Annotated in this window: 9 protein-coding genes and 1 pseudogene; 5 read left to right on the top strand and 5 right to left on the bottom strand. The window is 56.4% G+C overall.

Going from position 1 to position 13313, the window contains the following annotated elements; all coding sequences use genetic code 11:
• Positions 1-296 precede the first annotated feature (296 nt).
• Entirely contained in the window at positions 297-2090 is a 1794-nt protein-coding gene (locus CCGE525_RS33945; protein ID WP_120708526.1) for a methyl-accepting chemotaxis protein, read from the top strand.
• An 82-nt stretch (positions 2091-2172) separates the two neighbouring features.
• Here CCGE525_RS33945 and CCGE525_RS33950 read toward each other — a convergent pair whose 3' ends face one another.
• Positions 2173-3435: a glycoside hydrolase family 5 protein gene (locus CCGE525_RS33950; protein WP_120708787.1), complete on the bottom strand. Its 1263-nt coding sequence runs from the start codon at positions 3433-3435 to the stop codon at positions 2173-2175.
• A 381-nt stretch (positions 3436-3816) separates the two neighbouring features.
• Here CCGE525_RS33950 and CCGE525_RS33955 point away from each other — a divergent pair.
• Positions 3817-4265: pseudogene (locus CCGE525_RS33955) on the top strand (molybdopterin cofactor-binding domain-containing protein); the annotation flags it as partial.
• A gap of 89 nt (positions 4266-4354) precedes the next feature.
• Here CCGE525_RS33955 and CCGE525_RS39280 read toward each other — a convergent pair.
• On the bottom strand, positions 4355-5026 hold the full coding sequence (locus CCGE525_RS39280; protein ID WP_245472253.1) for a helix-turn-helix domain-containing protein: 672 nt from the start codon (positions 5024-5026) through the stop codon (positions 4355-4357).
• A 616-nt stretch (positions 5027-5642) separates the two neighbouring features.
• On the opposite strand from CCGE525_RS39280, the gene CCGE525_RS33965 reads away from it, so the two are divergent.
• Positions 5643-6794, top strand: coding sequence for a helix-turn-helix transcriptional regulator (locus tag CCGE525_RS33965; RefSeq protein ID WP_245472254.1), 1152 nt, complete (start codon positions 5643-5645; stop codon positions 6792-6794).
• 82 nt (positions 6795-6876) lie between these two features.
• On the opposite strand, the gene CCGE525_RS33970 is transcribed toward CCGE525_RS33965, so the two are convergent.
• Positions 6877-7944: a helix-turn-helix transcriptional regulator gene (locus CCGE525_RS33970; RefSeq protein ID WP_120708528.1), complete on the bottom strand. Its 1068-nt coding sequence runs from the start codon at positions 7942-7944 to the stop codon at positions 6877-6879.
• A 253-nt stretch (positions 7945-8197) separates the two neighbouring features.
• The gene (locus tag CCGE525_RS33975; protein WP_245472255.1) at positions 8198-8971 is read right to left on the bottom strand and encodes an SDR family oxidoreductase; all 774 of its coding nucleotides are present in this window, start codon (positions 8969-8971) and stop codon (positions 8198-8200) included.
• A 604-nt stretch (positions 8972-9575) separates the two neighbouring features.
• Here CCGE525_RS33975 and CCGE525_RS33980 point away from each other — a divergent pair.
• Together CCGE525_RS33980 and CCGE525_RS33985 are read left to right on the top strand one after the other, a co-directional pair.
• Positions 9576-10094: a DUF1269 domain-containing protein gene (locus CCGE525_RS33980; RefSeq protein WP_120708529.1), complete on the top strand. Its 519-nt coding sequence runs from the start codon at positions 9576-9578 to the stop codon at positions 10092-10094.
• A 172-nt stretch (positions 10095-10266) separates the two neighbouring features.
• Positions 10267-12012 carry a metallophosphoesterase family protein gene (locus CCGE525_RS33985; RefSeq protein ID WP_120708530.1) on the top strand — a complete coding sequence of 582 codons (1746 nt, stop codon included), beginning with the start codon at positions 10267-10269 and terminating at the stop codon, positions 12010-12012.
• Positions 12013-12028: 16 nt separating this feature from the next.
• Here the strand turns inward: CCGE525_RS33985 and CCGE525_RS33990 are convergent, their stop codons facing one another.
• Positions 12029-13069: an AI-2E family transporter gene (locus CCGE525_RS33990; RefSeq protein ID WP_120708531.1), complete on the bottom strand. Its 1041-nt coding sequence runs from the start codon at positions 13067-13069 to the stop codon at positions 12029-12031.
• Between the last annotated feature and the right edge of the window lie 244 nt (positions 13070-13313).

Here is a 13313-nt window from a genome sequence, read left to right on the forward strand (position 1 = left end):
CCTCCGCTTCTTCCACAGCGTTAGTGCCTTCGCCGTCTGTAGGATGACGAAAGTACAATATGCTTAACGTCCTCAAATCGACGAGACCATGAAGTCAAATCTGGCCATAAAAGGACAATTTAGCGGAAAAGACTGACGTCTATAGGCTTACAACAAATATCTCATTCATAATCTATAAATATATTTGAAGTCATAATTTCAAGAAAATAAGAAATTATGACTTCAATATCGTCACCATGATACGCATGGAAATAACAAATCCAATATAATCATGTTCAGCTTCTATCGAGGAAAAAATGAAAATGATTTCTCTTGGACTCGGCTCGGACGCCAGCCATATTCTCGACGCACTAAATAAGTCTCAGGCTATTATTGAATTCGAACTCGACGGTCGGATCATCACGGCGAACGAAAACTTCTGCCATGCTCTCGGATATAATCTTGCTGAAATTGTTGGTCAGCATCACCGCATGTTTGTCGATCCGGCAGAAGCCGGTTCGGTTGGCTACCGAGAGTTCTGGGCCAAGCTCGGGCGCGGCGAGTTCGACCAGCGTCAATATAAGCGTCTGGGAAAAGGCGGAAAAGAAGTCTGGATCGAAGGGACCTACAATCCTGTGTTCCGCCGAGGCAAGCCTTACAAAGTAGTCAAATTCGCAACGGATATCACCGAGCAGAAGCTTCGTAGCGCGGAAGCTTTGGGCAAGCTGGATGCTCTGTCACGGGCGCAAGCGGTCATCGAGTTCACTCCGAGCGGAGACATTCTGACCGCGAACGCGAATTTTCTATCGGCATTAGGCTACGAGCCCAAGGAAATCGAAGGCCGTCATCACTCGATGTTCTGTGAAAAATCCTACACGCAAAGTGCTGAATACCAAAAATTTTGGGAGCGCCTTCGAGCGGGGGAATTTATTGCCGAGGAATTCACTCGAATTGGAAAGGGCGGCCGGCGAGTCTTCATACAAGCGTCCTACAACCCGATTTTCGACATGAACGGCAGAGTGTTCAAGGTCGTCAAGTTTGCAACTGATGTCACCGGTCGCGTGGAAAACGTCGAAACACTGGCGAGGGCGCTCGGCAAGCTGGCCGATGGCGATCTAACCTTGCAATTGCCGGCGCCGTTCATACCGTCTCTCGATCAGGTTCGAGCCGATCTCAACGAAGCCGTCGCGAAATTGCGTCTCGCGATACAAGCCGTCGGTGCGAACGCCGAAGCGATCTCTGCAGGTTCAAAACAAATCAGTTCGGCCGCAGGCGATTTGTCAAAGCGGACTGAACAGCAGGCAGCTTCTATTGAGGAAACCGCCGCCGCGCTTGAGGAGATAACCACTACCGTTGCCAATTCCAGCCGGCGCGCCGATCATGCCGGCAAGCTGGTGGCCGATGCACGCGGAAACGCTGAACAGTCCGGGCAGATCGTCCGCAAGGCGATTGAAGCAATGGGACAGATCGAGGGATCGTCGAAGGAGATCTCCAACATCATTGGCGTGATCGATGACATTGCATTCCAGACCAACCTTTTGGCGCTAAACGCCGGTGTTGAGGCCGCGCGAGCCGGAGAGGCCGGAAAGGGCTTCGCGGTTGTTGCCCAAGAGGTGCGGGAATTGGCGCAGCGATCTGCAAAGGCAGCCAAGGAAATCAAAGCACTTATCAATACGTCCGGTGAGCAGGTGAAAACGGGCGTGCAGCTTGTCGGTCAGACAGGGCAGGCTTTGGAGCAAATTGTTAAGCAGGTACACGAGATCGACATCAATGTGTCAGCAATCGTTGAAGCCGCCAAGGAGCAGGCGACGGGGCTGAAGGAGATCAACACGGCTGTCAATGTGATGGACCAGGGCACGCAACAAAATGCCGCGATGGTCGAAGAGTCGACTGCCGCAAGCCATAGTCTGGCAAAGGAGGCCGCAGAGTTGTTTTCTCTGATTGGACAGTTCCAGGTTGGTACCGCCGCCACACGGAGCGGTCCCGCTATCGCGCACGAGAAGCACCGAGCTGTGCCGTCCCCTGCGCGTACGCTTACTGCTCAAGTCGCAGAAGCATTTGGTGAAACGGGGGCCTCCACTGCGGTTGAAGAGCATTGGAAGGCGTTTTGACCTTGGCAGGAGCGCATAAGCGACGCCAACCCTGCCCATGTCGTAGCCGACCGCTTCGATAGTACCGCTCTTTCGAGCGATCCTATGGCTTCCGAAGGCTATGCGGCGCGCGGAACAGTGCATCGATCACATCCGCGTGCCGGATATTCTTGGCAAACCGGCTGTCGGCCGCCAGCCGTATCAGCCCGGCGAAGGCCTCGCCGGCCCTTGGCTTCTTGCCTTCACCACGTAAGTAGCTGGCAAGACTGCGGTACTTCCTGTTGGTAGGAATTTCGAGCGGACTGTTGATACCGATCTTCTTCAGCGGCCACATGGACCAGCCAATATCGTTCTTCTCTGCCAGTTCGATGGCGCGGGCATACCAGTCGTTGGAGTTCTCTCCGGTCTCGCCGTTCCACAGCGGCATGTCGTATTGCGCACGCAGCTTCAGGAACGGCTCGATCGTCTCCTGCGTCGTGTCGGTCCAGTATTTGTGATAACTCAGTGTCATGTTGCGGTCGGCGACGGGTAGCAGGCCGGCATAGTTGCTGCCCCAGCAATTGCCTTCGATGATCAGCATATGATTGGTATCGACGGCGCGTATCGCCCGGATGGTGCGTTCGTAAAGGTCCCGCAGCGGCTTGTTGCCGGTTTCGAGGCAGCCGTGGGTATCGGCCTTGTTCTGAAAACCCCAGTTTGGTTCATTGAGCAGATCATAACCGGCAATGGTCGGTTCATCCTTGTAGCGCCGCGCGATTTCGGTCCACAGCGCGATCATCTTCGCCTGATTGTCACTGCTATCCCATAGGGACGGCTTTCGGGGATCGCGGTCGGAAATCGCAAGATCATTGCCCTGACCGCCGGGCGCGGCGTGCAAATCGAGGATCAGAACCATGCGATTGGCCTTCAGCCAGGTGATTAACGCATCAACGCGCCGAAACCCTTCCTCATTCCAGACGATTTTACCGGGGCCACCCTTAGGTGGCATGTCTTTGATGAACAGCTTCCAATGCATCGGCAGACGCACGCTGTTGAAGCCCCAACCGGCCATGGCGTCGATATCGGCTTTCGTGACGGCATTGTCGCGCCACGACCGATAGAACTGCTCGGTCTTCCGCACACCGATGATCTCTGAAATGCGGCTGCGGATGACATGCTGGGCGCCCAGATTGCGCAGGTCCAGCATATAGCCTTCCTGGACCATCCATCCGCCCAGTCCCATGCCACGCAGGATCACAGGCTTGCCGTCACCGTCGACGATCCGCTGGTGATCGGCATGAACGAATCCCTGTGCGTGGGCTCCGGGCGAAAGGAAGCCTAAAGACACGGCCAACAGCGTGGCAAGGGCAAGCAGACGGTGTGACATCGGCGCATCCAGTGTTTTCACGAGTTTGGCGCCGGACAGGGCCAAAGCAAGGCCATGCGCCTGATTGCGATCCTGTCTACCCGACGCCTACCGTCGACAAGGTATCCAGGCACCGACACGACCGCCGGGCAGACCGATTTGGGACTCTTGGGAGGGCTCTCCTTTCGAATCTCATCACGTCACCGCTTCTGCTTATGCAGCTTGTAGTTATAAAAGATCACTTTAATTCACCTTATGGAACGCTATTCTCATGACAGTTTTTCACATTGCGGGGCGAGATGATGGCGAATGAGTTTGGGCGAAGCATCGGTCGATTCGTGGGACTGGAGGAGCCTCGCACTCTTTCTACCCGCTTTCTGCAGCTGGCAGAGATTACAGGCAGAGCAGTATTCGATGCATTCCTTCGGTGCTGTCTTTGCGGAAGTCGCCATCGATCCCAATGTCGGGACGATCGCCGTCCGCCGCATCGTTGGCGCATATGGTATCGGCCGCGTGATCAATCCTCTTCTCGCCCGCAGCCAATGTACCGGCGGCATGATCGGCGGCATGGGCATGGTGCTCATGGAGCGGACCGCACTCGGCCCCCGAGACGGTCGTCCGGTCAATGCTCATATGGCCGACTATCTAATGCCGTGAACCTCGATATCCCGGATCTGGAGGCGCACTTCATTGAGGAAATCGACCCACACGTGAACCCGCTCGGCGTGAAAGGTCTGGGCGAGATTGCACTTGTGGGTACCGCTCCGGCGATCGCGAATGCGGTGTTCCATGCAACGGGCAAGCGTGTTCGGACCCTGCCGATCCGGATCGAAGATATCCTGAGCGCATAGCCGCGAGGTGGCCTTCCGGATCGGATCTCCGCAACGGCAATGTGGCGGGTTCGGTCTGGAAGCCAATGTCCGGCCTTGATAACGTGGGGTCAGGCAGAAAGACCGCGCAACAGGTATTCGAGACTTGAGAGGTGATTGGATTCCTGCGGCCTGGATTGTCCGACGAGATAACCGCAGCCATTCCATCCGGCCTCTCGTGCTTCCTTGGGGGTTACGCCGAACTCGTGCCGAAAGGTGCGGCTGTAAGCCGAGGCGTCGAAGAAACCCCACTGCTCCGCTATGGACGCGATTGAACGCATATCGGAACTGTCGGACAAGGCGTCCCGCGTACGAAGCAGACGCTGGCGTCTGATATGGGCGGATATGCCGCCAAGCGGCTCAAACAGTCTGTATAGTCGGGATCTCGACACACCGAGTTCGATGCAGAGCATATCCGGGCCTAGATCGGCTTCTGCAAGCCTGAGGTCGATCAACCGCCGCGCCCGCTCGATCAATATCGAATTGATCGGACCTTTGGCCTCCGCAACGCGGTCGCGCGACGGCGCCAGGCACATGGCCATGAGGCAACGGGTCGCCTCGACGATATAGGGGAGCTCCGTTGTCCGCAACTCGGGCAAAGATCGATTGAGAAGAAGCAAGTAGTCTCCCAGCAGCGACCCGAGCCGGCCAGGAGCCTCCGCGTTCCGCCTGTCGTCGAGCTCGAGCGACGAGGCGAACAGATCGCGCGGCATGAACAATGTAAGGACTCCATCCGCCTCCATCTGCGCTTCGAAAGGCTTTGACAGGCAGTGCAGACCAGGAAAAGCCCTGCCTTTCGCATGGCCGTCGCCGGGCCTGGACGGTTGGAACGGCATTACGACGTACCAGTGATCGAGCCTGGTTTTTCTTATATGCCGCCAGTGGTGAGCATATCCGTGTCCCGGCAGCTTGGTCCGTGTGAAAACCAGCTTGCCGAGGTCCCAAACCATCTGACGTGCGGGAAAAGACGCATCCTCGCTCTTGGCGAGAGAAAGATCCCAAACGCCTTCATGAGCGGCGCGAAAAACTTCGAACTGATCTCTTGGAGGGAAAGCGGCCGTCGTGAAATCTATAAAACACAACAGCCTGTCATCTCGAAGCAGTTTCCGATCATCGATTTTCAACGGAGACATACTGGTCATCGACGTACTCCAAAGCGCTAAGGCCTACGAAGTTGCTCACACGTCCACAGTCCTGTTCTGGTCAGGAACCCCTTTGAAATGCCTGCGTGGCAAACGGATTTCTGCCGGTCTTTCACTGCTCAGCTGGAAAACCATGCGGCGCATTTTATGCCAAAACGACGCAACCACAATGACAAGGTAGTCCATCATCGATTGTTGTCAACGTCGACCTCTACCAATGATTTCAGACTTGTTATTTAAGCGATTGCGAATTATTTTCCCCCTTGAAAAATACCGCTTTTGCTTTTGCAGGCTTGCCCGCGAGTTGGGCTTAGGCTCGGACCTGACATCAACATCAACACCTACTTATTGTAGGCGTGTATTACGGTTAGTCGCCATGCACAGATCCTTGGAGCATAAATCCCTGGAACTCGATCTGAGGGGCATCCAAAGCGAACTTCGCCATAGCGAGTTCGTGCGAATTAGCGATGCATTAGGCCCCACCGAAGGTATTTTCCGCACCAGGGAACACGGCTATTATCGTCGGATCGACGATTTCATCTTCCTGTACGTGCAGAATTTCGAAGTCCTTCAATCCCATAGCGTCGCGATGGCACGCGGGGGCCTCATCTGCATTCAGATAACCATCAAGGGCACCTATCATCGCTTGGTTGGTGATCACGTCGAACGTGTCAACCCGACACAGATACAGATCACCAATTGCCCGCGCTCCGTTTCGGAAACCACGGTCGGGGCGAAATTCCGCGGTATTATGATCGCTTGCGACAGACAACATTTCCTCGATCATTTCGGCCTGAAGCCTGACAACATTCCAGCCCTGTACAAACCAATCTTCCTGACCGATACGGGAATGGTGGATGCTCTGAGGCTGCCGCCAACACCCTCCATCATCACCACCACAGATCAGATCATTTCGTGCAAGTACGAAGACCCGTTGAAGACGATCTATCTAAAGGCGAAGACCCTCGAGATAATCTGTGACGTCGTCGCACAGCTCAACGCCCTTTCCCTGCAGACGGGAACTCGCTTGCGCTCCGCGCAGAGCAAGGCCCAGGCGATCAAAACCGCGGCGGCAATCTACAGGAGAGAGATCTGCAACCAACCCACAATCAAGCAGATGGCGCTTCGCGTGGGACTTAATCACAATGAGCTGACGATAGGCTTTCGCGAGCTATTCGGTGCCACGCCCCATGCATATGCGCAGATGGTCAGAATGGAACAGGCCAAGGACCTGCTAAGCGCTGGGCAGCTGTCGATCAGCGAGATCGCGCGGCGCGTAGGCTACGAAGGCTATTCAAGCTTTTCGCGGGCCTACCATATGCATTACGGCCATGCCCCCTCCCTTATGGAAGGTCGTGACGACAAGTAACCGGCGGCAAGGCCTGTTTCCATCGCCCCCGCGAATTTCGTTCGTGATTGCTCGTGACACAGCTTGTGCGCCTGGAAGTCGTCTATCCGGCGAAGGATAGCATGTTACCAAGGCTCTGCCCGTGCAAGGGCAGCCGGGTGCCGGTCTCGGCGAAGACATCTGGACTGTCGCGAACGGCTTCCGAGCGGACATCTCGTGGCGAGATGCCGAACTCGTGTCTGAAGGCCCGAGTGAAGGCGGAGGGATCGATAAAACCCCATTGCTCGGCGATCTGACAGATTGGCCGTCGGTCGTCATGATTGGAAAGTGCTTTGCGCGTTTGAAGCAACCGCTCCCGGCGAATGTAGGCATGGATGCCACCGTCCGCTTCGAATAGCCGATAGAGACGTGCCCTGGAAAGGCCGAGATCCTTGCAAAGGTTATCGACGGTCAAATCCGCATCCAGGAGCTTGCGCGCGATCAACTGTCGCGCCCGTTCCATGATCGTCCGCTCGATCGGATTTTGTGCCTTTGCCATGCCCTCGCGGGATGGAGCCACACATGCAGCGAGGAGTGCGCGAGTGGCATCGACGATATAAGAAGTCTCTGTCAATCGAACCTCGTGCAACGACCTGCGCAGGAGCAGCATGTAATCCGCCAGCAACGAGCCTAGCCCACCACCGAGCTGGACGTTTGCCATATGGTCGGGCGTCGAACCCGGCATGAATAAATCCCGAGGCACGTAAAGGGCCAAACTGCCCGATGCCGCTGTCTGCGTTTCAAACGGCTTTGCAAGACAGTGCAAAGTCGGCATAGCGGCCGGAATTTCCTCGCAACCGCCGGACCTGGAGGACTGGAGGGGTAGCAAGATGTACCAATGGTCGAATATCGGCTTCCTCAGATGCTGCCATCCATAAATATAGCCGTCGCCGGGAAGTCGGGTATAGGCGAAAACCATCTTCCCGAGACCCCAAACCACCTGCCGTGCCGGAAAAGTGAGCCCTTTGCTTCGGATAAGCCGACCGTCTTCGACCCCTTCCCTCATGGACCGAAAGGCATCGAACTGCTCGTGCGGCGGATATTCCAGTGTCGTGAAGTCGATCGAAGAGGTCAGTGTGTCGCCGACACCTGCAACGTCGATGGCATGCAAGAGCTGAGACATATTGATCATATGAACGCTCCCGATGATTCGTGGGCCCCATCCCTCGTCTTCCGTCTGCAAGATTATTGATTGTCGCTACACGTTGAACATGCTCGTGAAAATTAGATATAGTCGGGTGAAGATCGGCGTCATAGGAATGAGCGCGCAGCCTGGCCATTTAGCCGGAGCTTTCCTTACGTCGAGGACTCTCCATATTGTTCCGCTGCTCTTGGCCGATGGCCGTGGCCATGGCGTTGCAGGTTTGCTCATGCAGAGTCGAAAATCATTGCCCCAACCAGCCTCCGTCTACGGGCAGCGTCACACCGTTCACCTGAGCCGCGGCATCGGAACAGAGAAACGCGGCGAGTGAACCGAGCTGGTCCGGCGCCTTCAGCTCATATGATAGTTGCAGCTCTCCGACAGGAGTTCTCCGGCGAGTCTTGGGACGACGGCCATTGCGAGGTGCGGCATCGCTGCCGGTCGTGTTGACGGGCGGGATTGGCACCCAGCCGGGACAAATCACATTGCAGGTAACACCGCAGGCCACGAGATCGACCGCTACATCCTTCGTCAAACCGATCACGCCGTATTTCGACGCCTGGGCCGCGCTTTTGTTTCCGGCATCGGCCCACATGGGGGCTACGTTAATGATCCTTCCCCAGCCTCGCTCGAGCATCTGTGGAAGAACTGCCCGTATTGTCAGCCAGACGGCCGTCAGATTGACTGCGATTGTCGCGTCCCATTGCTGGGCGGCAGACGTTAGTGCGGAATCAGCCGGCTGAATGCCCGCATTGTTGACCAGTATGTCGACACGCCCCATGACATCGGTTGCATTGCCGATGAGCTCGATGGCCTCCTCCGCGTTCGAGAGATCTGCTGCACCGAACGCCACCCGAATGCCATAGACTTTGGCGATTTCACGGCAGAGTGCTTCATTCGCCGGGACGTCTCCAGGCCCATTGATCACGAGATCGGCGCCGCCTGCGGCTAGCTTGCACGCAATTCCGAGGCCGATACCGCTCGTCGAACCCGTTACGACTGCCACCCGCCCTTTCAAGATGACATCTCCTTCCCTGAAACCCGCAGAAGATCTTCCTTCCGGTTCCGAGAGGGCTACAGCGCCATACGTCCTAAAGCGAGCTGCCGAAAGACTGTGCAAGATTTCGGCTGACATCCCCTCCAACTTCTTGATGTGGAAGCGGATTTGAAAACAGGCCGATGCAACCGTTGCCTGTCTGCCCACACAATTCGGAATATCCCAGCACCAATTTTGTAGCTTGGATGAGCGGGGCTTAACATGGCGTGAAATCTCAATTCTGATCACAGAATCCCATATATTGCCTTGCCGGAGCCGTTTCCCCGTCGCTTCCCTTCAGAAGGTGGCCGCATCGCCGCTTCCTCCGAGGATCAAACACGCCGAACACGGCACGTGCCTTCCAATGTGCCGCAAACCGCGAAATCCCCACCATCCGGATGCATTGCACGCATCACCGCGACAGAGGCCAGCACACGACCGCCAGTGAGTGGTGAAGCGAACGGCCTCCGATTGCCGCTTCAGAAAGAGACGATGCGCACAGTTGCGGGATTCTGAGCTGATTTCTTCGCAAAGCCGAAAACATACAATGACCATGATCCAACTTAGCGTCGTTGAGGGAGCTCACATGTCAGATCTCATCGTCATTGTTTACCCCACGGAATCCAAAGCCGAGGAAGTCCGGCAGCGGCTCCTTGAGCTGCAGAAGGAATATTTGATCAAGCTTGGCGACGCTGTCATCGCCACCAAGACGGAGTCTGGAAAGATCAAGCTCAACCAGCTCATGAACACGACGGCAACCGGCGCGATCTCCGGCAGCTTCTGGGGCCTGCTCATAGGCGTGCTGTTCCTCAACCCGATCCTCGGCGTAGCTGTCGGCGCTGCTTCGGGCGCCATTGGCGGCGCCTTGACCGACGTCGGCATAAACGACGCCTTCATGAAGGATCTTGCCGCCAGCCTGCATCCAGGAAACGGCGCCCTGTTTCTGCTGGTCCAGTCGATCACGTCCGACAAGGTATTGAAAGAAATCCAGGGATTCGGCGGCCACGTGCTCAAGACGTCGCTCGACGAAACCAAGGAGCAGACCCTTCGCAACGCTCTTGAGAGTGCTTCCAAGGCGGCTGAAGCGGACGCCGCACAAAAGTAGTTTCGCGCGACACCCGAATGAGCTGCCGAAAGGGATGCGGGATGTATCCTGTGCGTCGTTCGAGAGCTCGACGCACAGGTTCCTTCTTGCGCAGCGATAATGCATTCTGAGCGAGGAAAGGGAGATCACCGATCTTTTCCGTGGTGTAACCGGTTCAGACAGGCATTATTTGATGACCACGCTGATCGATCCGAGAATGGGCGATGTGGAAGCGGACGCCTCCAGCACCAAGCGGCGCTCGCTTCTGTCCCTGGCCGGTAGCCTTCTTGCGGAAATCAGCCTTCCTAAGCTCATTCTGGTCTGGTTCGTCCTAATCGCCGTCCCGGCCTTGCTGCTCGGGTTGGCGCCGCTTGTCGGGACGGCCTGGCTGGCACAATTCTCGCGCCGCCTTGCAAGTTCTTACCGCGGCGTTTGGCCATTCGTCATTCTCGTGATCGTTGCGGTGATAGGCTGGCTTGGCGGAAGACCACTCCAACGGGCTGCGGAACAGGGCTTCTGGTCACTGAATTCATTGGCGATACAACCGGGTTACGCGTTGTATCGCGAAGGAGTGCGGCATTTTCTGGAAGCGATGTTCGAGAGGCGGCTGAACGAGAAACGTCGCGCCCGCCTGCGCGGTGTGAGCGCAGCCGTTGCGGGCCTGCTTCTATGTCTGTCCTCCCTGGCGGTGATTGCCGTTGCCTGGCCTTATTCACGTTGGACTGGCCAGCTCTCCGACTTGACGGCGCCTCTTTCACTTGTCGTTCCCACCCTTACCAACGCTGTGATCATCCTCTGTATCTATTGCGCAGGGGCAGCACTGGTCTGGGGTCTTGCCGACGCCACGATGGACCAGCCACAGGGCATCACGGACTTCAGCCATCCATCGGAGCTGACACGAAAATGGCGGGTCGCACATCTGTCTGACATCCATGTCGTCGGAGAGCGATATGGCTTTCGCATCGAGAGCGGACGATCAGGCCCGCGTGGCAACGACCGACTGGCTGAGCTTTTTACGAAGCTCTCAGCGATCGATAGCGAAAATCGATTGGATCATATCCTGATCACCGGCGATATAACCGATGCCGGTCGATCACCCGAATGGGCAGAATTTTCGACGGCGCTGTCACCTTACCCGGAGTTGGCCCAACGAGTGCTTCTTCTTCCCGGCAATCACGATATCAATGTCGTGGACCGAGCCAATCCCGCCCGGCTTGACCTTCCGATCAGTCCTGCCCGGCGGCTTCGGGAGATGCGAGCGCTTTCCGGGATGGCCGCTGTGCAGGCCAACAAGGTTCATGTGGTGGATCACTCGACCTGGGAATTCGGTGCGACACTCGCCCACGCACTGGCGCCATATGGCGCCGATATCGCAACATTCGCTGACAGCGGCGGCTTTCGGCTGGCTGCAAGCCTTGCCACCGTCTGGACAGAGATCTTCCCAATGATCCTGCCGCCGGACGGAGAGGATGGTCTCGGGATCATCCTGCTGGATTCCACCGCTCAAACGCATTTCTCCTTCACGAATGCTCTCGGATTGATATCGTCCGAACAGTCGAGGGCGATCAAGGCAGCTGTGCAACGGTTTCCGCGCGCTTCCTGGATCGTGGCTCTGCACCATCATCTGGTCGAATATCCGACCCTTTCCAAGAAGTTTTCGGAACGGATCGGTACTGCCTTGATCAATGGATCCTGGTTTGTGCGGCAACTGCAGCAGTTGAACGACAGCATCATCGTCATGCATGGTCATCGCCATATCGACTGGATAGGACACTGCGGGAAGCTTAAAATCATCTCGGCTCCGTCCCCCGTCATGGGGAACACCGGCGAGGACGTCACCCATTTTCATATCCACACGCTTGGGATCGACCGTGACGGCGCATTGGTTATGCTTCCGCCGGAACGCGTGGATGTCCCAGGCTCCGTTCTTTCCGCTTAGCGCGGCTCGACCTGTTCTACCCCTGCTTTTCCGTCCCATCATCCTTCGCGCTCTGCAAATCCGCCAGCCACTGTGTCGCAGGCGATTGCTCGCAAAATGTCAGTATGGCGATCGTGATCGGAACTCCGATGAAAGCACCGAACAGCCCCCAGAGAAACGTCCACAGGAAAACAGAAAACAGCACCACGAACGATGAAACAGCCAGTGCGTTTCCGGCCACCCTTGGCTCGATATAGCTGCCGATCACGAATTGGATGACATTGAGGCATGCAAAGACAATCAGCGCGGCTTGCAGGGATTCGAATTGGGCCAATGCATAGAGCGTCGGCAACAACGTGGCGATGAAAGACCCGATGAACGGTATGTAGTTCAGCGTGAAGGCGATGACGCCCCACTCGGCCGCGAATTGAAGGCCGAACGCAAGCGCCAATACCCAGATCATTGCGCCCGTCACGATGCTCATCATCGTCCTGATCAGCATGTAGCGGCGAAACTTGGCGGCGGTCAGGCTGCAGCCGTCGATCAAGATGCGCGCCGTTTCTGGGCCCAACACCGTCCGAATCCTTCGGCTGAGCGGTGCAATTTCGAGAAGTCCGAGCAGCACGTAGACGAGTACCACGAGCCAGAAAGAAATCAGGGTGTTGAGACGTGCTGTCAGCCCCTGCAGCATTCCCATGGCCCAACGCATGTTGAAATGCTCTCCCCAAATACCGGCGACGACGACACCATGCTCCTCCAGCCAGGCGACGGCCTGGTCGTAAAGCATCTGGAATCGTGGGGCGTCCGATATTAATGATCGTGCGATACGCCCGAAGCCCCAGGCAGCCACGGAAGCGAAGAGAACAAACGCGATGACGATGGCGCCGACCACGAGCGCCAGGGCAAGGAGCTTCGGCAGAAAGGACTGAAGCGTCCTTTGCATCGGCCACACGATGGCAATGATGAATAAGGCGCAAGCGACCGGGGCAAATATGACAGCCGAAAGATGGAGAGTGGTTAAGGCCGCTATTACGGCGATTATACCGAGGAGAACGAGAATGGTTCGATCTTTAACCATGAATAGCCATCGGAACGTAAGAAACGATATCGTCGACTCTGTCGGAACTATTATGGATATCAAACCGAAGTCTCACGACGGCTGAAGGCATGATCCTACGTGTTGATCTGGTCCTTGTATATCCTCCCGTCCATCGATTCGTTGGGTCAAGGACTGGATCTCCGGGCGATGGCAGAGGCAGCCGGTATGTACGTCGGGTATATCACCCGACGTACAGGAGAACATCGTTCACCCCTTCACTTGA

Source organism: Rhizobium jaguaris (assembly GCF_003627755.1).
GTDB lineage: Bacteria > Pseudomonadota > Alphaproteobacteria > Rhizobiales > Rhizobiaceae > Rhizobium > Rhizobium jaguaris.

Bases quoted from the DNA above. Each gene is read 5' to 3' on its own strand.
- CCGE525_RS39280 (WP_245472253.1), bottom strand. From the start codon at position 5,026: ATGGAGGCGGATGGAGTCCTTACATTGTTCATGCCGCGCGATCTGTTC.
- CCGE525_RS33965 (WP_245472254.1), top strand. From the start codon at position 5,643: ATGATTTCAGACTTGTTATTTAAGCGATTGCGAATTATTTTCCCCCTT.
- CCGE525_RS33980 (WP_120708529.1), top strand. From the start codon at position 9,576: ATGTCAGATCTCATCGTCATTGTTTACCCCACGGAATCCAAAGCCGAG.
- CCGE525_RS33985 (WP_120708530.1), top strand. From the start codon at position 10,267: ATGACCACGCTGATCGATCCGAGAATGGGCGATGTGGAAGCGGACGCC.
- CCGE525_RS33970 (WP_120708528.1), bottom strand. From the start codon at position 7,944: ATGATCAATATGTCTCAGCTCTTGCATGCCATCGACGTTGCAGGTGTC.
- CCGE525_RS33950 (WP_120708787.1), bottom strand. From the start codon at position 3,435: ATGTCACACCGTCTGCTTGCCCTTGCCACGCTGTTGGCCGTGTCTTTA.
- CCGE525_RS33945 (WP_120708526.1), top strand. From the start codon at position 297: ATGAAAATGATTTCTCTTGGACTCGGCTCGGACGCCAGCCATATTCTC.
- CCGE525_RS33990 (WP_120708531.1), bottom strand. From the start codon at position 13,069: ATGGTTAAAGATCGAACCATTCTCGTTCTCCTCGGTATAATCGCCGTA.